Source organism: Arthrobacter methylotrophus (assembly GCF_039539965.1).
Classification (GTDB): domain Bacteria; phylum Actinomycetota; class Actinomycetes; order Actinomycetales; family Micrococcaceae; genus Arthrobacter; species Arthrobacter methylotrophus.
Map to the genome: position 1 here is coordinate 551,400 of NZ_BAABED010000001.1, position 18,332 is coordinate 569,731.

15 protein-coding genes and 1 pseudogene are annotated in these 18,332 nt (G+C 63.4%); 11 read left to right on the forward strand and 5 right to left on the reverse strand.

The genetic code is table 11. The annotated features are described in order from the left end of the window. Positions 1-12 precede the first annotated feature (12 nt). Entirely contained in the window at positions 13-1,389 is a 1,377-nt protein-coding gene (gene gabT, locus ABD884_RS02755; RefSeq protein ID WP_345035719.1) for a 4-aminobutyrate--2-oxoglutarate transaminase, read from the forward strand. A gap of 140 nt (positions 1,390-1,529) precedes the next feature. Here gabT and rarD read toward each other — a convergent pair whose 3' ends face one another. Continuing rightward, positions 1,530-2,438, reverse strand: coding sequence for an EamA family transporter RarD (rarD, locus tag ABD884_RS02760; RefSeq protein ID WP_376955379.1), 909 nt, complete (start codon positions 2,436-2,438; stop codon positions 1,530-1,532). 296 nt (positions 2,439-2,734) lie between these two features. On the opposite strand from rarD, the gene ABD884_RS02765 reads away from it, so the two are divergent. From ABD884_RS02765 to ABD884_RS02795, 7 genes are all read left to right on the forward strand, one after another. Then, entirely contained in the window at positions 2,735-4,168 is a 1,434-nt protein-coding gene (locus ABD884_RS02765; RefSeq protein ID WP_345035730.1) for an FAD-dependent oxidoreductase, read from the forward strand. A gap of 85 nt (positions 4,169-4,253) precedes the next feature. Further along, positions 4,254-5,618: a GAF domain-containing protein gene (locus tag ABD884_RS02770; protein ID WP_345035740.1), complete on the forward strand. Its 1,365-nt coding sequence runs from the start codon at positions 4,254-4,256 to the stop codon at positions 5,616-5,618. Between the two features lie 83 nt (positions 5,619-5,701). Then, the gene (locus ABD884_RS02775; RefSeq protein WP_345035743.1) at positions 5,702-6,322 is read left to right on the forward strand and encodes a hypothetical protein; all 621 of its coding nucleotides are present in this window, start codon (positions 5,702-5,704) and stop codon (positions 6,320-6,322) included. A gap of 98 nt (positions 6,323-6,420) precedes the next feature. Next, positions 6,421-7,944, forward strand: coding sequence for an acetaldehyde dehydrogenase ExaC (gene exaC / locus ABD884_RS02780; RefSeq protein ID WP_345035750.1), 1,524 nt, complete (start codon positions 6,421-6,423; stop codon positions 7,942-7,944). 129 nt (positions 7,945-8,073) lie between these two features. Beyond that, positions 8,074-9,096, forward strand: coding sequence for an alcohol dehydrogenase AdhP (gene adhP / locus ABD884_RS02785; RefSeq protein WP_345035756.1), 1,023 nt, complete (start codon positions 8,074-8,076; stop codon positions 9,094-9,096). Further along, positions 9,096-9,512: a DUF779 domain-containing protein gene (locus ABD884_RS02790; RefSeq protein ID WP_345035760.1), complete on the forward strand. Its 417-nt coding sequence runs from the start codon at positions 9,096-9,098 to the stop codon at positions 9,510-9,512. Before adhP ends, ABD884_RS02790 begins: the two co-directional genes overlap by 1 nt. Positions 9,513-9,623: 111 nt before the next feature. Continuing rightward, on the forward strand, positions 9,624-11,222 hold the full coding sequence (locus ABD884_RS02795) for an amino acid permease (RefSeq protein ID WP_345035764.1): 1,599 nt from the start codon (positions 9,624-9,626) through the stop codon (positions 11,220-11,222). A gap of 51 nt (positions 11,223-11,273) precedes the next feature. Here the strand turns inward: ABD884_RS02795 and ABD884_RS02800 are convergent, their stop codons facing one another. The 3 genes from ABD884_RS02800 to ABD884_RS02810 form a co-directional block, all read right to left on the reverse strand. After that, positions 11,274-11,909: a DUF2461 domain-containing protein gene (locus ABD884_RS02800; protein WP_345035768.1), complete on the reverse strand. Its 636-nt coding sequence runs from the start codon at positions 11,907-11,909 to the stop codon at positions 11,274-11,276. 125 nt (positions 11,910-12,034) lie between these two features. After that, positions 12,035-13,531, reverse strand: a complete 1,497-nt coding sequence (locus tag ABD884_RS02805; protein ID WP_345035774.1) for a catalase — start codon at positions 13,529-13,531, stop codon at positions 12,035-12,037. Then, entirely contained in the window at positions 13,528-14,019 is a 492-nt protein-coding gene (locus ABD884_RS02810; protein WP_345035778.1) for a Fur family transcriptional regulator, read from the reverse strand. Before ABD884_RS02810 ends, ABD884_RS02805 begins: the two co-directional genes overlap by 4 nt. Positions 14,020-14,141: 122 nt before the next feature. Between ABD884_RS02810 and ABD884_RS02815 the strand changes: the two genes are divergently transcribed. Together ABD884_RS02815 and htpX are read left to right on the forward strand one after the other, a co-directional pair. Then, positions 14,142-15,413: an MFS transporter gene (locus tag ABD884_RS02815; protein ID WP_345035781.1), complete on the forward strand. Its 1,272-nt coding sequence runs from the start codon at positions 14,142-14,144 to the stop codon at positions 15,411-15,413. 201 nt (positions 15,414-15,614) lie between these two features. Then, positions 15,615-16,484 carry a zinc metalloprotease HtpX gene (htpX, locus tag ABD884_RS02820; RefSeq protein ID WP_345054462.1) on the forward strand — a complete coding sequence of 290 codons (870 nt, stop codon included), beginning with the start codon at positions 15,615-15,617 and terminating at the stop codon, positions 16,482-16,484. Here the strand turns inward: htpX and ABD884_RS02825 are convergent. After that, complete coding sequence (locus tag ABD884_RS02825; RefSeq protein WP_425548249.1) at positions 16,481-16,816, reverse strand: hypothetical protein; 336 nt, start codon at positions 16,814-16,816, stop codon at positions 16,481-16,483. The genes htpX and ABD884_RS02825 overlap by 4 nt on opposite strands. 304 nt (positions 16,817-17,120) lie before the next feature. On the opposite strand from ABD884_RS02825, the pseudogene ABD884_RS02830 reads away from it, so the two are divergent. Further along, positions 17,121-18,319, forward strand: a pseudogene (locus tag ABD884_RS02830) (IS110 family RNA-guided transposase). Positions 18,320-18,332: the final 13 nt, after the last annotated feature.

Here is an 18,332-nt window from a genome sequence, read left to right on the forward strand (position 1 = left end):
GAAAGAACCATCATGACCGCAACAGCACATGAAATCACCTACCGCCTGGACCAGAAGCGCAACATCAAAGGCGCCTTCCCAGGCCCCAAGTCCCAGGCCCTGAACGAGCGCCGCTCGGCCGTCGTCGCCGCCGGAGTCTCCTCGGGCGTCCCGGTCTACGTTGAGGACGCCGACGGCGGCATCATCCGCGACGTCGACGGCAACTCCTTCATCGACCTGGGCTCCGGCATCGCCGTGACAAGCGTCGGCGCCTCGGACCCCGCCGTCGTCGCCGCCGTCCAGGACGCTGCAGCGCACTTCACCCACACGTGCTTCATGGTCACGCCTTACGAGGGCTACGTTGCCGTGGCCGAGCAGCTGAACCGACTCACCCCGGGCGACCACGAGAAGCGCACCGTGCTGTTCAACTCGGGTGCCGAAGCCGTGGAGAACGCCGTCAAGGTGGCACGCCTGGCAACCGGTCGTGACGCCGTCGTCGCTTTCGACCACGCCTACCACGGCCGCACCAACCTGACCATGGCGCTCACCGCCAAGGCCATGCCGTACAAGTCTGGCCCTGCCGGTGGCTTTGGCCCGTTCGCGCCCGAGGTCTACCGCATGCCGATGAGCTACCCGTTCCGTGAGGAAAACCCCGAGATCACGGGCGCCGAGGCCGCCAAGCGCGCCATCACCATGATCGAGAAGCAGATCGGTAGCGAGCAGGTTGCCGCGATCATCATCGAACCGATCCAGGGCGAGGGCGGCTTCATCGTCCCAGCCGTTGGTTTCCTGCCGGCGCTGTCCGCCTGGGCCAAGGAAAAGGGCATCGTCTTCATTGCAGACGAGGTCCAGTCCGGTTTCTGCCGGACCGGCGAATGGTTCGCCGTCAACCACGAAGGTGTTGTCCCCGACATCATCACCATGGCAAAGGGCATTGCCGGCGGTCTCCCGCTGTCCGCCATCACCGGCCGCGCAGAGCTGCTCGACGCCGTCCACCCGGGCGGCCTCGGCGGCACCTACGGCGGCAACCCGGTTGCTTGTGCCGCAGCTCTGGCTGCCATCGGCACCATGGAACAACACGACCTCAACGCCCGGGCTCGCCACATCGAGGAAATCGCACTCGGTCGCCTGCGTGAACTCGCGGCTGATCCTTCTGCCGGTGCGGTCATCGGCGACGTCCGTGGGCGCGGTGCCATGCTGGCGATCGAATTGGTGCAGGCCGGTTCCAAGGAACCGAACGCGGAATTGACCAAGTCAGTTGCGGCTGCGTGTCTTCAGGAAGGCGTCATCATCCTTACCTGCGGTACCTACGGCAATGTGATCCGCTTGCTGCCGCCGCTGGTCATCAGCGACGAACTGCTCCTTGACGGCCTCGACGTCCTGGCAGCGGCTATCAAGGCCAACTCCTAGCCACCACCAGAGGTGGACATGCCCACCTGTGCGCACCAAGGATGGACATAGTGCTGCTATGTCCATCCTTGGCGTTTAACGAGGGGCATGTCCATGGGGGAAGCGCGGGCGCGCAAAGCTAGCTGGTTCGCGGGCGCGGGCTAGCTGGCCGAGGCGGCGCTGAGCTTTGCCCTTTTCCTGATGACCGAGTTCTTGCGTGCGGTGCGGAGCATGTCGAGGGTCAGGAGGAGCAGAGCCAACCACACGATGCCGAAGCCCACCCAGCGGTCGGGGGTCATGGCTTCGTGGAAGACGGCGAGGGCCACGATAAACTGGAGGATCGGCGCGAAGTATTGCAGCAAGCCGATGGTGGTCATGGGCAGGCGGCGGGCAGAAGCGCCGAAGAACAAGAGCGGCACGGCCGTGATGATGCCCGAAGCCGCAAGTAGCCAGAAGTGGCCGGGGCCGTTGCTTCCCAAGGTCCCGGCTCCTGTAAGGCCCAGAGCAATCATCGTGGCGCCGGCGATCGGGGCGAGAACCACTGTCTCGACGGTGAGGCTCGTGACGGCATTGACCTTCGGTCCCACGCGCTTCTTCACGAAACCGTACAGCCCGAACGTGAAGGCCAGGACCAACGCGATCCACGGCAGCTTGCCATAGGAAACCGTCAGTACGCCGACGGCGATGAAACCGATCCCGACGGCGGCCCACTGGAGCGGGCGGAGCGTTTCCTTCAGGACGAACACGCCGAGGAGCACAGAGACGAGGGGGTTGATGAAGTATCCGAGCGAGGCTTCGACGGCATGCCCGGTGGTGACCCCGAAGGTGTAGGTCAGCCAGTTGATGGCGATCAGCCCGGCGGCTATGGTGAGCGGTCCGAGAACGGCCCGGTCTCTGAAAGCATTGCCGAGAAGATGCCACGTCCGGGTGATGGTGATGAGCAGGGCACAGAAGATCAGCGACCAGATCACTCGGTTGGCGACAATTTCCACCGCTTCGGCGGGCTGCAGCGTCACGAAGTAGAGCGGAAGCAGCCCCCACAGCCCGTATGCTCCGATACCGAACACCACGCCCGCCGTCGTCTCCTTCTTTGCGCTCTTTGCCGTGGCGGCGGAGGCGGCTGCAGCGTTCGAAGCGGTGGTGGCGGACTGGGCGGAGGCGGTTTGCTCGGGCGTAGACACAGTGTCAAGAACACCATATTTTGCGAAGGTATTCCTGACCGTACGGCCGGAAAGTTACTGTGATTTTCCTTGTCTGCGCGTGTCACCTCCCGCCATGGACTGACACTCCGCAGGCAACTGACAACTAGAATTGGAAACTGCGCGCCCCACCACGCGGGGCGATTCCTGTCTCAGAAGGGTTCACGGTGTCCAACTCGGCCGAAACCACGTCCAAACGTCCACTGCGCGTCGCTATTGTCGGCGCAGGACCGGCCGGCGTCTATGCCGCGGATATCCTGACCAAATCCAGCGAGGTCAAGGATGGCGACGTCGAGGTCAGCATCGACCTTTTCGAAGCATACCCGGCGCCCTACGGCCTGATCCGCTACGGGGTGGCACCGGACCATCCCCGCATCAAGGGCATCGTCAACGCGCTTCACAAGGTGCTGGATCGCGGAGACATCCGCTTCCTCGGCAACGTGACGTACGGCCGCGACCTCACGCTGCATGACTTCCGGTCCTTCTACGACGCCGTGATCTTCTCCACGGGCGCCATCAAGGACGCGGAGCTGAACATCCCCGGAATCGAGCTGGAAGGCTCCTTCGGTGGGGCCGACTTCGTCTCCTGGTATGACGGACACCCGGACGTTCCCCGCGAATGGCCGCTGGATGCCAAGGAAGTAGCAGTCATCGGCAACGGCAACGTGGCGCTGGACGTGGCCCGCATGCTCTCCAAGCACGCCGACGACCTCCTGGTGACTGAAATCCCGGACAACGTCTACGCGGGGCTCAAGGCTTCGCCGGTCACGGACGTCCACGTCTTCGGCCGCCGCGGCCCTGCCCAGATCAAGTTCACACCGTTGGAACTGCGCGAGCTCTCGCACTCCAACGACGTGGACATTGTGTTGTACCCGGAGGATTTCGAGTTCGACGAAGCCTCTGACGAGGCTATCCGCAGCAACAACCAGATCAAGACCATGGTCAATACGCTGACCAACTGGCTCGTCGAGGAACATGCCGAAGCCGAGCAGCCCTCTTCCCGCCGCTTGCACTTGCATTTCCTGCACAGCCCGGTAGAGATCGTTTCCGAAGACGGCTCCGGGAAAGTCTCCGGCATCAAGTTCGAGCGCATGCAACTGGACGGCACAGGAAACGTCAAGGGCACCGGCGAGTTCGTGGACTATCCGATCCAGGCCGTCTACCGCGCCATCGGCTACCACGGTTCCCCGTTGGACGAGCTCGAGTACGATGCGCGCCGTGGTGTCGTTCCCAACGACGGCGGGCGGGTGCTGGACGCCGACGGCAAGCCGGTGCCGGGCATCTACGCGACGGGTTGGATCAAGCGTGGACCCGTCGGCCTGATCGGTCACACCAAGGGCGACGCCCTGGAGACCATCGGTTGCCTCCTGGAGGACCGGCTCACGCTGCCCCCGGCCGAGAATCCGGACCCACAGGCCATCATCAACCTCCTGGACGAGCGGGGCATCGAATACACCACCTGGGAAGGCTGGAACAAGCTCGATGCGCACGAAGCAGCCCTCGGTGCCGCTTGGACGGCAGAAAACCCGGACGCCGGCGTCGTACGCGAACGCGTCAAGGTAGTCCCGCGCGAGGACATGATCGAGATCTCGCGCGCCTAGCGGCCCTCGCTGACCACCCATAGGCAAAGCTTCGCGACGCAACTAGACTGGCCGGTACTGTGCCGAGACCGGTTTTGGGAGTTCGATGAAGAATCCGATCCATCCGGCAGCCTCGGTCAACGACGTCGCCGAGCTGCTGCAGCACCATGCACGCGCCGGACACGAGCACCTCGATTCGTGGCGCTACGGGCTTCCTGATGCCCCGGAGCTTCCCGGCCTACGCCGCCTGATCAAGGAATCCTGGCAGCGGTCCGCACAGCTCAAGGCGAATCCGGACCAACCCGAAGCTCCAGTGGCCATGGACTTCGACGAGCTTGAGGAATACCGCCGCCAACATCCGCTGGCCACCATCATGCCTGTGATCCAGAAGCTCCTCATCCAGCCCAGCTCTGAGAGCGGGCTGCTGGTGGCTGTGGGGGACGAGCTCGGCCGGCTGCTGTGGGTGGACGGAAATCCTGCGATGCGTCGGCGCGCCGAAGGCATGATGTTCGTTGCGGGTGCCGACTGGTCCGAAGCCGCCGTCGGCACGAGCGCGCCAGGCACGGCGCTCGCCTTGGGGCGTGGCATCCAGATCTCGGGCGCGGAGCACTACAAGCGCGCCGTCCATCCGTGGAGCTGCACCGCCGTGCCGTTCCATGACCCTGACTCCGGAGCGCTCCTCGGCGTGGTCGACATCACCGGCACGGAAGCCGCCGTCGCACCCCACACGCTGTCCCTCGTCGAAGCAACGGTGGCCGCCGCGCAGGCCCAATTGCGGGTGGAAAGGCTGCAGCTCGCAGCCACCAAACGAATGGTGGCTGTCCGACGCCGGAACTCGCCTTCCGTCGCCGGCTCGCCGCAGGGCTCGGGGCTGTACCGGAACAGCCTCCAGCTACTCGGCCGGGACCAAGCGCTATTGAGCATCGGAGGGCGCAGCATCCCGCTTTCCGCCAGGCACAGCGAGATCCTGGCATTGCTGGGCACCTGTCCAGAGGGGCTCAGCGCCGAGGAGCTCGCCCTGGCCTTGTATCCGGGAGATGGTTCCCCCGTCACACTTCGGGCCGAAATGGTGCGCCTTCGCAAGGTACTCCATGAGCTTGACCCCGCTGCAGTCCCGGAATCCCGACCGTATCGGCTCCCGATCGACCTCGGCCAGGATGCCGCCCAGGTTCTTTCCTGCCTGCAGCGGGGCGCCCACCGCATCGCTTTGGAGATCTACAAAGGCGCCGTCCTTCCGCATTCAGAAGCCCCCGGCATTGTGGAGCTCCGCCAGAAGGTCTCGGCGCTCTTGCGCGAGGCGGTCCTCAACGACGGCAGCGCCGAGGCGCTGCTCAAGTATGCCGGTCTGCCCGAGGCGAAGAACGACGTCGACGTCCGGCTTGCCGCCCTCAAGCTCCTGCCGCCGCGCTCGCCCAAGCGGGCCGCCGTCGTCGCCGAGCTTGAACGATTGGAAAGCGAACTGTCGGCCTGACGCAGGTGTGTCGTGCGGCTCTTGGGAAATACGAAGTTTTCGCCCGTATTGTAGAACCGAGCCAAACGAAAGAAGCCTCCTCCGTGTTGAACCAACGCCTCGCCGTCGCCCTGACCGTGTCCGGACTCCTTATCGGCGTCACCGCTTGCGGGGCACCCGCCTCATCAGCGCCGTCATCGCCGGCGACTTCCGATTCGGCAACTGGTGCACCGCAGGGCAGAACCGTCGGCTGGGAACTCGATCCCGCTGCAGGGGCCCAAAGGATCAAGGCCGCCGGCTTGGATATCCTGAGCGCTGAAGGCACCGCCGAGCACTACCACGCCCATCTGGACGTCCTCGTCGACGGCAAGCCCGTCACCGTCCCGGCTGACATCGGCTTCAGTTTCGGAGCCGACGGGCAGGCAAACGGAATCTCGGCACTGCACACCCACGACACATCCGGCGTCATCCACATCGAAGCCCCCACGGCCGGCCTGAAGTACACCCTGGGCCAAGTGCTCAGTGAATGGGGAGTCCTGGACGGCAAGGACGCCACCGGAGCGCCGCATGGCGGAACCATCGGATGGACAGCTTACGTGAACGGTTCGAAGCAGGCTGTTCCTGTCGCCGACGTCGTCCTCAAGGCCCACGACGAGGTAGTGCTCTCCTACGGTGCGGCTCCCTCACCGCTTCCGAGTTCGTACGCGTTCCCCGCAGGCCTCTAAGTGATCTGAACCACAAGGTTGCAACCTGCTTGCAACCTCCCTGCTCCTACGCTGATGGCACAGCAAAGCCACCATCATGCGCAGCAAAGGAGCTACAGATGACTGTTTATGCACAGCCAGGTGCCGAGGGTTCGAAGGTCACGTTCAAGGATCGTTACGAGAACTGGATCGGCGGCGAATGGGTTGCCCCGGTCAAGGGGCAGTACTTCGAGAACATCACCCCCGTGACCGGCAAGGCTTTCTGCGAGGTGGCGCGTGGCACGGCCGAGGACATCGAACTGGCTCTCGACGCCGCGCACAAAGTGGCTCCATCCTGGGGCAAGACCTCCGCTGCGGAACGCGCCGCGGTCCTCAACAAGATCGCGGACCGGATCGATGAGAACACCGAGCTGCTGGCCGTGGCCGAGACCTGGGACAATGGCAAGCCCGTCAGGGAAACCCTGAACGCGGACATCCCCTTGGCGGCGGACCACTTCCGCTACTTCGCCTCCGCGATCCGGGCCCAGGAAGGCCACCTGTCCCAACTGGACGAAGACACGACGGCGTACCACTTCCGTGAGCCGCTGGGCGTGGTGGGCCAGATCATTCCGTGGAACTTCCCTATCCTGATGGCCGTGTGGAAGCTCGCCCCGGCCCTGGCCGCTGGCAACGCCGTCGTCCTCAAACCTGCCGAGCAGACTCCGTCCTCGATCCTGGTGCTGATGGAACTGATCAGGGACCTGCTGCCCGCCGGGGTGGTCAACGTGGTCAACGGTTTCGGCGTCGAGGCCGGTAAGCCCCTCGCGTCCAGTTCGCGGATCCGCAAGATCGCCTTCACCGGTGAAACCACCACGGGCCGGCTGATCAGCCAGTACGCGTCCCAGAACCTGATCCCGGTGACCCTTGAACTGGGCGGCAAGAGCCCGAACATTTTCTTCGACGACGTCGCCGCGCAGAACGATGCGTTCTACGACAAGGCCCAGGAAGGCTTCACGCTCTTCGCTTTCAACCAGGGCGAAGTATGCACCTGCCCCTCCCGCGCTTTGGTCCAGGAAGGTATCTACAACTCCTTCATGGCCGACGCCGTGGCACGCACCAACAAGATCATTCAAGGCAACCCGCTGGACACGGACACGCAGCTGGGTGCACAGGCCTCCAACGACCAGCTGGAGAAGATCCTCTCCTACATCGACATCGGAAAGCAGGAAGGCGCCAAGGTCCTCACCGGCGGCGCGCGCGCCCAGCTCGACGGCGACCTGGCCGGCGGTTACTACGTCCAGCCGACCATCTTCGAAGGCCACAACCGGATGCGGATCTTCCAGGAGGAAATCTTCGGCCCCGTGGTGTCCGTGACAAGGTTCAGCGACTACAACGACGCCATCGGCATCGCCAACGACACCCTATACGGGCTCGGCGCCGGCGTGTGGTCCCGCAACGGCAACGTCGCCTACCGGGCAGGCCGGGAAATCCAGGCCGGCCGTGTCTGGGTCAACAACTACCACGCCTACCCGGCCGGTGCCGCGTTCGGCGGGTACAAGTCCTCCGGCATCGGACGTGAAAACCACGCCATGATGCTGGACCACTACCAGCAGACCAAGAACCTCCTGGTCAGCTACAACGAAAACAAGCTCGGCTTCTTCTAGACCGTACTTAGCCCGGCGGGGAGGGTTCAGCACAGATCCCTCCCCGCCCCACCACCCGGGCCACCCCTCAGGAAAGCAGCATCGCCCCAACCCGCACCACCTGGCTTTAACGACGCAAGGATTTCGCCAATGACGACGACAATGCAAGCAGCCGTAGTAACTGAATTCGGAAAAGACCTTCAGGTGAAGTCCCTTCCCATACCCGTTCCGGGCCGAGGGGAAGCACTGGTCAAGGTAATCACCACCGGCGTCTGCCACACCGATCTGCACGCTGCGGAAGGGGACTGGCCGGTCAAGCCCTCACCGCCGTTCGTTCCGGGCCACGAAGGCGTGGGCGAAGTGGTGGCCCTCGGCGAGGGCGTCACCGACCTCGCCGTCGGGGACCTTGTGGGCAACGCCTGGCTTTGGTCCGCCTGTGGCGACTGCCAGTACTGCCGAACCGGCTGGGAAACCCTGTGCGAAGCCCAGAAGAACGCGGGCTACAGCGTGGACGGCTCGTTCGGGGAGTACATGCTGGTGGACAGCCGGTTTGCCGCGAGGATTCCGGCAGGTTCGGACCCCGTGGAGGTTGCCCCGGTGCTGTGCGCCGGCGTCACCGTCTACAAGGGACTGAAGATGACCGAGGCCAGGCCCGGACAATGGGTCACTATTTCCGGCATCGGGGGACTGGGACACATTGCAGTCCAGTATGCAGTGGCCATGGGCCTCCGGGTGGCGGCAGTGGACATCGCCGACGACAAGCTCGCCCTGGCCAAGAAGCACGGCGCGGAGCTCACCGTCAATGCGCTGCACGAAGATCCTGCTGAAGTCATCCAGCGCGAAACCGGAGGATGCCATGGCGTTTTGGTCACCGCAGTGCACCCGTCGGCATTCGAGCAAGCGATCGGCATGGCTCGACGCGGCGGAACCATCGTCTTCAACGGGCTTCCTCCGGGCGACTTCCCTGCACCGATCTTCGAGATTGTGCTCAAGGGCCTGACCGTCCGCGGTTCAATTGTGGGCACCCGGCAGGACCTGGAAGAAGCGCTGGACTTCTACGCGCAGGGCAAGATCCATCCGACCGTGTCCACTCGGGAACTTTCCGAGGTCAACGCCGTCTTTGACGAGATGAAGCACGCCAAGATCGATGGCCGTGTGGTGCTGACGTTCTAATGTCCCAGAATAGGCTTGACGCCGCAGTGACGCTGCCAGGGGAAGACTTTTCCCGGGTGGCGCTCACCGCCGTTTCCATCGAACTCCTCCAGAAGCTGTGGAAGCAACACGGCCCGCTCATGTTCCACCAGTCAGGTGGGTGCTGCGACGGCTCCTCACCTATGTGTTACCCGGCCGGCGAGTTCATTACGGGAGATTCGGACGTTCTGCTCGGACTCTTCGACATCGGCGACCGCGAACGGCCGCAGCCTTTGGAGTTCTGGATGTCCCGGGAACAATTCAATTACTGGTCCCACACCCATCTGACGGTTGACGTGGTGAACGGCCGGGGGAGTGGCTTCTCCGTGGAATCGCCGGAGGGCAAGCGCTTCCTCATCCGCTCCACTTTGATGGATTGGAACGTCTCCACGGTGTGAGGCCAGCCGCTATGCGTCTCACCATCCGGGACAAATATGATTTGTCCACAGGTCGGACACTAACCTTGATAAGTCTGTTTCTACCAGCTCATCAAGATTGTGGACTCTCCTATGAACCTCTTCCGGACCAAATCAATCGAGCAGTCCATCGCGGACGCCGATGAACCCGGACGCAAGCTGAAGCGTTCCCTCAGCACCTGGGATCTGATGATCATGGGCGTCGCGGTCGCAGTCGGGGCCGGGATCTTCTCTGTTGGCGCCAAAGCTGCCGCGAACTTTGCGGGGCCCGCCGTGACGGTCTCCTTCGCTGTCGCTGCCGTGACGTGTGCCCTGGCCATAATGTGCTACGCCGAATTTGCCACTGCCATCCCGGTCGCAGGGTCCGCCTACGTCTTCACCTATGCCACCATGGGCGAAGTCCTCGCCTGGATCATCGGCTGGAACCTCATTCTTGAACTCTTCACGGCTGCTGCGGTCATCGCCAAGTACTGGGGCATCTACCTGAGCAAGGTGTTCGCGCTCATGGGCGTGGACATGCCACCGGCGCTGAATATCGCGGGGGTGGACCTTTACTGGGGCGCCTTCCTGATTGTTGCCATCTTCACGGTGCTCCTTGTGCTCGGCACCAAGCTCTCCGCCCGCGTGGGCAACATCTTCACGCTGATCAAGATCGCCGTGGTGCTGTTCGTGATTGTGGTCGGCTTCAGCTATGTGAAGTTCTCCAACTTCACCCCCTTCGTCCCGGCATCGCAGCCAACCGGCGGCACGGACGGCGCGGATGTCATGAAACAATCCTTCTTCGGCTTCCTCACCGGCGCGGTTCCGGCGCAGTACGGAACGCTGGGCATCTTCGCCGGTGCGGCCTTGGTCTTCTTTGCCTTCATCGGTTTCGACGTGGTGGCTACCTCCGCTGAAGAGGTCAAGAACCCGCAGAAGACCCTGCCCCGTGGCATCTTCGGCGGCCTGGCGCTGGTAACACTGCTGTACATCCTCGTGTCCTTGGCCCTGACAGGCATGGTGTCCTACACGCAGCTGGCCCAAGCCAAAAACCCCACCCTCACCACGGCCTTCGAAGCGGTTGGAAACACCGACGCGGCCAAGGTCATCGCCTTTGGCTCCTTGATCGGTTTGACCACCGTCATCATGGTGCTGCTTATGGGCCTGGCCCGGGTTGTCCTGGCCATGAGCCGCGATGGTTTGCTTCCGCGTGCGCTGTCCAAGACGAGCGAGAAACGTTCGACGCCGGTCCGCCTCCAGATCATCTGTGGTGCAGCCGTGGCAATCGTGGCCGGGCTGACCAATGTGGATCTTCTGGAAGAAATGATCAATATCGGCACGCTCTCGGCCTTCGTCATGGTGAGCCTGGGAATCCTGGTCCTCCGGAAGAAGCGTCCGGACCTGAAGCCGGCCTTCCGGGTTCCGTTCGGCAAGGTGCTTCCGGTGGTCTCGGCTGTGCTGTGCATCTACCTGATGACCAACTTGGCCGTAGAAACCTGGATCTTCTTCGCCATCTGGCTGGTAATCGGACTCGCCATCTACTTTGCCTATGGGCAGCGCCACTCCCGCCTCAACGAGAAGTTCGCCGCGGCGAAGGCAGCTGTCTCCGGAATGGCGTCGGCTCCCGGCAGGAACAGCGACTCCGGCAACACAATCGACTCCAGCGACTCCAGCGACTCCAGCGACGACGAGGACAGCCTCAGCAGGGTTTGACCGCGGGACTGGATCCCACGTCTTCTCTAGCTTCGGCCGCTGCTCCGTGGTCTACGCCGCCGCGTTTTCGTTGACCCACTCCACAAGCGGGCGCAGTACCTCCCAACGCTTGGCGATTTCTTCCTTGGCCGAGGGCTGAGACATCCATTCGGGTTCACCCAAGCTCACCCCGGCAGACAAAGACTTGTGCTTCAAGAGCTCGGCGCGCGGATGGTCTTTGACGAAACCACGCGGTACGGTCTTGAGCCTCTCGCCTTCCACCGCGAAGCCTGCCGCGGTGATGGCATCGACGATCTTCTGGAGTTCTTCCCCGCTGGCCGGCGAATCCGCGGCAGCGCGGAACCGGGCAATCTGCTCCGGGGTACGCGAGTGGCATCCGCCGCCGAGCAGCAGACCGTCCGCGCTGAGCTGCAGGTAGAAGCCCACGCCTTCCTTGTCGGCAGCGAACGCTCCCTGTGCCGTCTTATAGGGAGACTTGTCTTGGGAAAACCGAATATCCCTATTGGGGCGGAAGATCTTCCCCGGTCCGAACCTCGGTGCAAGCTCCTCCAGTAAGAATGTCAGTGGTTCTTTTACTGCGGAGTCGTAGATGTCCTTGTGTGCCAGCCACCATTCGCGGTTGTTGTTCTCTTCAAGCTCGGCATAGAAAGCGATGGCGGGGGCAGGGATCCCGGTAAATGTGCTCATAAAGGGATCCTATGGATGCCTCGGCAGCCGTGGCCATAGCCGGAATCCCGTATGTGGATAGTTCTTAAAAGAGGCAACCCCGCCGCGGAGAATCCGTAGCGGGGTTGCCTCTTTTGTGGATGTTGTTACAGCTTGTTGGCTGCTTCTGCAGCCGATTCGCCTTCGCCTGCGCCGAGGTTGGCGCGCAGCTTGGCACCGAGTTCAGCATCGACGTTGGTCCAGTACTGGATGGCGCGTTCCTTGATGCCGGGGCTCTTGACGCCGCCCACGGCGCCCGTGATGGTCTCCAGCAGGCGGGCCTTGGCGCCGTCGTTGTAGACCTCGCGGTACAGCGCGCCGGCCTGGACGAAGTCGCCGTCCTCTGCGTGCAGGGAGTGGGCGGAGATCGTCAGTTCGCCGTCGTTCTCCCAGCCGCCGGCCGGGTTCTGCGGCTCAACGGCAGCGGGGCCGCCCAGGGAGTTCGGCGCGTAGACCGGAACCGAAGGGGCGTTGAACAAGTAGCGTCCCGCGCCGTCCTGGCTGTAGTTGTTGACCTGGTTCTTCGGCTGGTTCACCGGGATCTGGGCGTGGTTGGTGCCCACGCGGTAGCGGTGCGCATCGGCGTAGGAGAAGATACGGGCCTGCAGCATCTTGTCCGGCGAAGCGGCAATACCCGGAACGAAGTTCGACGGCGCGAAGGTGGCCTGCTCGATCTGCGCGAAGTAGTTCTCCGGGTTCTTGTTGAGCTCCATGGTACCCACGTGGATCAGCGGGTAGTCCGAGTGCGGCCACACCTTGGTGAGGTCGAACGGGTTGAAGCGGTACGTCTTGGCGTCCTCGTAGGGCATGACCTGGACGTTGAGTTCCCAGGACGGGAAGTTGCCGTCGGCAATGTTCTCCTGGAGGTCGCGGATGTAGAAGTCGGCATCCGAGCCGGCCAGCTCTTCGGCCTGGTCGCCGGTCAGGCTCTTGACGCCCTGGTTGGACTTGAAGTGGTACTTGACCCAGAAGCGCTCGCCCTCGGCGTTGATCCACTGGTAGGTGTGCGAACCGTAGCCCTGCATTTCACGCCAGGATGCCGGCAGGCCGCGGTCGCCCATGAGCCAGGTGACCTGGTGTGCGGACTCGGGGGAGAGGGTCCAGAAGTCCCACTGCATGTCGGCGTCGCGCAAGTGGGTACCCGGGAGGCGCTTCTGCGAGTGGATGAAGTCCGGGAACTTGATGCCATCGCGGATGAAGAACACCGGAGTGTTGTTACCCACGAGGTCGTAGTTGCCCTCGGAAGTGTAGAACTTGACGGCGAAGCCGCGGGGGTCACGCCACGTGTCCGGGGAGCCTGCCTCGCCTGCCACGGAGGAGAAACGGATGAGCATGTCCGTTTCGACGCCGGGCTGGAACAGGGCTGCCTTGGTGTACTTGGAAACGTCCGAGGACGTCTTGAAGGTACCGAAAGCGCCGCCACCCTTGGCGTGGACTACACGCTCCGGGACCCGCTCGCGGTTGAACTGGGCGAGCTTTTCCACCAGGTAGTGGTCGGTCAGGATGATGGCACCGTCGGCACCAACGGACTGGGAATGCGCGTCGGATGTAACAGGCGCTCCCGACTGGGTGGTCGAAAGGGGCGCAGAGATGTTCGCGGTCATCGTTCTCCTATTTCGTGGGTTACTTGCGTTTGAGTAGGAAGTTGTTGTTTGGCCCGGCAGTCCTGGCAGATGCCTTGGTACAGGACGTCTGCGATCTGGATGGTCATAGGTTTGGAGTGCTCATCCCAGTGCGGGGTGAGACAAGGCGCATGGCCTACGGCGCAGTCAACATCCTCCACACGGCCGCAACTGCTGCAGACGGCGTGGTGGTGGTTATCCCCCACCCTAGTCTCGTACAGTGCCGGCGAATGGGGCGGTTCGAAGCGTCGCAGCATTTGTAAGTCGGTGAGGTCGCTCAGCACCACATAAACAGACTGCGCTGTCAGTTCGGGAAGATCCTTGCGTGCGGCAGCCAGGATGCCTTCGGCAGGTGAATGCGGGTTGTGCTGGACGGCAGCGAGCACTGCAAGACGCTGCTTGGTCACGCGGCGTCCGTGGGAATGCAGGGCGGAAGCCCACGCTTCCTGGTCTGCCGAACGATCTGCCATGCCCTCATTGAAGCACTTATTATGAGTACTTCACAATAAGGCGAGGCTAACCTCGGATACCCGAAGCTTGCCACATGCCGGAGTCCCCGAGGGGCGGGCGGCCTGGTGGGTAGGGTTGGACGGTGGCAAAACTCCTGGCTGACATGACCCCGCTCCGCGAAAGCCCTGCCTTCCGCCGCTTATGGCTAGGGTCTTCGGTGTCCATGGTCGGATCCCAGTTGACGCTCGTCGCCGTGAGCCTTGAGGTCTACAGCATCACTCAACAGAGCGTCTATGTTGGCCTGCTCAGCATTTTTGCCTTGGTTCCGCTGGTGATTGCGGGCCTGTTCGGTGGCGCGATTTCCGATGCCTATGACCGGCGGAAAGTCGCGATCGCCTCTTCCCTCGTCTTGTGGGCCTGCAGCGTGGCGCTGGCGTTCCAAGCATGGTTCCAACTGAACAATGTCTGGATCCTTTTCGTGCTCGTCGCCATCCAGAGCGGCGCGCAGGGCATCAACGGGCCGGCACGCAGCGCCATTGTTCCCCTGCTGGTCCGGAAGGAGCTGCTTCCGGCGGCCAACGCCTTGAGCATGCTGAATATGGGCCTTTCCATGACAGCGGGTCCATTGCTTGCGGGGGTGCTGGTTGCCTCGAGCGGCTTTGGCTGGACCTACACGATCGATGCCATCAGCTTCGCTTTCGCGCTGTGGAGCCTTATGAGGCTCCCGTCCCTTCCCGCAGCCGAGAACGCGTCGGCACCCGGCCTGCGCTCCGTCGTCGAAGGCTTCCGTTTCCTCGGCACGCGGCCCAACCTCCGCATGACCTTCATCATCGACCTCATCGCGATGATCTGCGCCCAGCCGCGAGCCTTGATGCCCGCGATCGGCGCCACCTTGATCGGCGGCGGCGACACCACCGTGGGCGTCTTGCTTGCCTCGGTGGCCGTCGGCGCTTTCCTGGCGGGCCTTTTCTCCGGACCCCTGGGAAGGGTGCGGAGCCAAGGCCGCGCCGTGGTGTGGTCCGTGGCAGGATGGGGATTCTCCATCGCCGCTTTCGGCTTGGTGGTGGTGCTGGCCGGCGATTCGGGACGCGGTGGTGTGACCCCTTGGATCATCCCGGCTGCCCTATGCTGTGCCTTCGCTGGAATCTCGGACTCCATCAGCGCGGTCTTCCGCACCACCATCCTGCAATCGGCTACTCCGGACCACATGCGGGGGCGGCTGCAAGGCGTGTTCATCGTGGTGGTTGCCGGTGGTCCGCGAGTAGGGGACATGCTCGCCGGTGGAGTCACGAAAGTACTGAGCGAAGGTTGGGTGCTGCTCGTGGGCGGCGTGCTATGCGCGGTGCTGGCGTGGCTCGTGGCCCGTTGGCAGCGCGGATTCCTCGAGTACGATTCCGCTCACCCGGTTCCGTAGCCGACCTCCGCTTCGCGTCCCCAACTAACTCGCAGTTGTTGTCGTTAAAAGGGCTCATAACGACCACAAATGCGAGTCAGTTGGGCCGGGGGTGTGCATGCCGGACGGGGCTGGAACGTCCGGGCCGCCGTCGGCGTTAATCGGAACAGAACCAGCATGCGATGCAAAACAACAGCGAGCGAACTCCAAGAAAGTAGTGAAGTGCATAATCATCACAATGGCCTGAAGACCACAGCGCTCTTCGGTGTGCTCTGGGCAGTGCTGCTGGGACTCGGCGCCCTGATCGCCGCGAGCACCCGCAGCGCGGGGCCTATCTGGATCATGGCCCTGATCGGCGTCGCCACCACGGCCTACGGATACTGGAACAGCGACAAAATCGCCATCCGCTCCATGGCCGCCTACCCGGTCTCGGAAGCACAGGCCCCCCAGCTGTACCAGATCGTGCGGGAACTCTCCGCACGGGCAAAGCAGCCAATGCCGCGGATCTACCTTTCCCCGACCATGAACCCAAATGCCTTCGCCACGGGACGCAATCCAAAGAACGCCGCCGTGTGCTGCACTGAAGGCATCCTGAACTTGCTCGACGCCCGCGAACTCCGCGGCGTCCTCGGCCATGAACTCATGCATGTCTACAATCGCGACATCCTCACCTCGTCCATCGCGGCCGCCGTCGCCGGCGTCATCACCTCGGTGGGACAGATGCTGCTGTTCTTCGGCGGCGGGGACCGGCGGAACGCCAATCCGATCGCCATGATCGCCATGGCGCTCTTGGCGCCGCTTGCCGCCTCGCTGATCCAGCTCGCCATTTCCCGCACCAGGGAGTTCGACGCCGACCAGGACGGCGCCGAGCTCACCGGCGACCCACTGGCGCTCGCCTCAGCCCTCCGCAGGATCGAAACGGGCGTGAATCAAGTGCCGCTGCCCCAAGACCAGCGCCTCGTGAACACTTCGCACCTCATGATTGCCAACCCGTTCCGCGGCGGCGCCATGACCAAGCTGTTCGCCACCCACCCGCCGATGCGGGAGCGCATTGAACGGCTCGAACGGATGGCAGGACGCCCGCTTTCCTAGCTAGCGGTCCCGTATGTCACCGAATTGCCGGGGCAACGCCGCGTTCGACGACGGGCGGCTTCACGCGAACAAGCCCTCACCAATGAAGCCGCCCGCCTTAATCCCCGGGGAACCGCGAACAGGCCGGAACCGGTGTGCTTGAGGTACTCCAAGGCCATTTTGTCGCTCTTGGCCATGGCCATCTGCATCGGTACATAGTGTGTCCGCGGGTCCGTGACGAAGGCGATGAAGAACAGGCCGGCGTCGAGGTGGCCAAGTCCGTCCGAGCCGTCGGTGTAGTTGTATCCGCGGCGGAGCATTTTCACTCCGTTGTTCTGGTTGGCGTGGGCCAAGCGGACGTGGGAATCCAGGGCGATCAGCGGTTCGCCGTCGCGGCCCTTCAGACCAAAGTCCGGCGCGGTGAATTCCCGTTACATTTATTGGGTCCCCGAGAGCCGGGGATTTGGTCGCTGGACCCGGTATGACTTTCTTGCCCTGTCACTGATGATCCGGGGGGTGTTGTCGCCGGTTCCGGAGACACGCGTTGACTGCTGATAGGGACAGGGCCAGCCCCTTTGGGAGGGGCGAGGTCTCTTTGTAACGTGGGTGCCAGCATCGGGTGTCGTGACTGCGGCCAGAGGACGCGAAGGGGCGCGTATGGACGAGGAAATCGCTGTTTTCTGCGGGCTGGATGTCGGGAAATCCGAACATCACGCGACCGCCCTGGACCGCTCGGGCGAGCGGATTTTCGACAAGCCCTGCCCCAGGACGAGGCCCGGCTCCGTGAGTTGTTCACAGGCCTGCAGCAACACGGCAGAGTGCTGGTTATCGTTGACCAGCCCAACACCATCGGCGCACTGCCGATAGCCGTGGCTCGGGACTGCGGAGCCACGGTGGCCTACCTGCCCGGATTGGCCATGCGCAAGGCCGCGGACCTGTACCCGGGCAAGTCCAAAACCGATGCCCGGGACGCCTTCATCATCGCGGACACGGCACGCTCTATGCCCCACACCCTGCGGTCCGTGGACCGGGACAGCGAAGTGCTGGCCGCGTTGAAGGTACTCTCCGGTTTCGACGCTGACCTGACCCACGAATGCACACGGGCGATCAACCGGCTGCGGTCCTTGCTGCTGCAGATCTTCCCCGCCCTGGAGCGAGTCTTCCCGGGCACCGTCCTGACCAGGACCCTGGTGCTGGAGCTGTTCATCAAATACGCCGGGCCGACCGGGCTCCGGGCCGCCGGGCGTGGAAACGTGCTGCGCTGGGCCAGGAACCACAGCCGGAAAGACCCCGCCAAGCTCATCGACGCAGTCTTCACAGCCCTGGACGAGCAGACCGTCACCGTGATCGGCACCGACGCCGTCGAACTCGTGATTCCACGCGTCGCAGCCCAGATCAAGGAACTCAAAGAGCAGCGGGCCATCGTTGCCGCCGAAGTGGAAAAGCTCCTGGATGACTTCCCTCTTTCCACGGTCTTGATGTCCATGCCGGGAGTCGGCATCAAGACCGCCGCGACCATACTCCTGAGCATCGGCGACGCCAGCACCTTCACCTCCGCAGGCCACCTGGCCGCGTATGCCGGCATCGCACCCGTCACCCGGCGTTCCGGCACCTCGATCCGCGGGGAGTTCCCCGCCCGTTCCGGCAACAAACAGCTCAAGAACGCGCTCTTCAGATCCGCCTGGATCGCCAGCTGCCACCACCCGGCGTCCAAGGACTACTACGAAAAGAAACGGGCCCAGGGAAAGAAACACAACGCCGCAGTCATCTGCCTGGCCCGCCGACGCTGCGACGTCATCTTCTCCATGCTCAAACACGGCACCCTCTACGAAGACAAACCGGCCCGGACCGCTTGACGAAAAACATAGG

Bases quoted from the DNA above. Each gene is read 5' to 3' on its own strand.
- gabT (WP_345035719.1), top strand. From the start codon at position 13: ATGACCGCAACAGCACATGAAATCACCTACCGCCTGGACCAGAAGCGC.
- ABD884_RS02770 (WP_345035740.1), top strand. From the start codon at position 4,254: ATGAAGAATCCGATCCATCCGGCAGCCTCGGTCAACGACGTCGCCGAG.
- exaC (WP_345035750.1), top strand. From the start codon at position 6,421: ATGACTGTTTATGCACAGCCAGGTGCCGAGGGTTCGAAGGTCACGTTC.
- adhP (WP_345035756.1), top strand. From the start codon at position 8,074: ATGACGACGACAATGCAAGCAGCCGTAGTAACTGAATTCGGAAAAGAC.
- ABD884_RS02790 (WP_345035760.1), top strand. From the start codon at position 9,096: ATGTCCCAGAATAGGCTTGACGCCGCAGTGACGCTGCCAGGGGAAGAC.
- ABD884_RS02795 (WP_345035764.1), top strand. From the start codon at position 9,624: ATGAACCTCTTCCGGACCAAATCAATCGAGCAGTCCATCGCGGACGCC.
- ABD884_RS02800 (WP_345035768.1), bottom strand. From the start codon at position 11,909: ATGAGCACATTTACCGGGATCCCTGCCCCCGCCATCGCTTTCTATGCC.
- ABD884_RS02805 (WP_345035774.1), bottom strand. From the start codon at position 13,531: ATGACCGCGAACATCTCTGCGCCCCTTTCGACCACCCAGTCGGGAGCG.
- ABD884_RS02810 (WP_345035778.1), bottom strand. From the start codon at position 14,019: ATGGCAGATCGTTCGGCAGACCAGGAAGCGTGGGCTTCCGCCCTGCAT.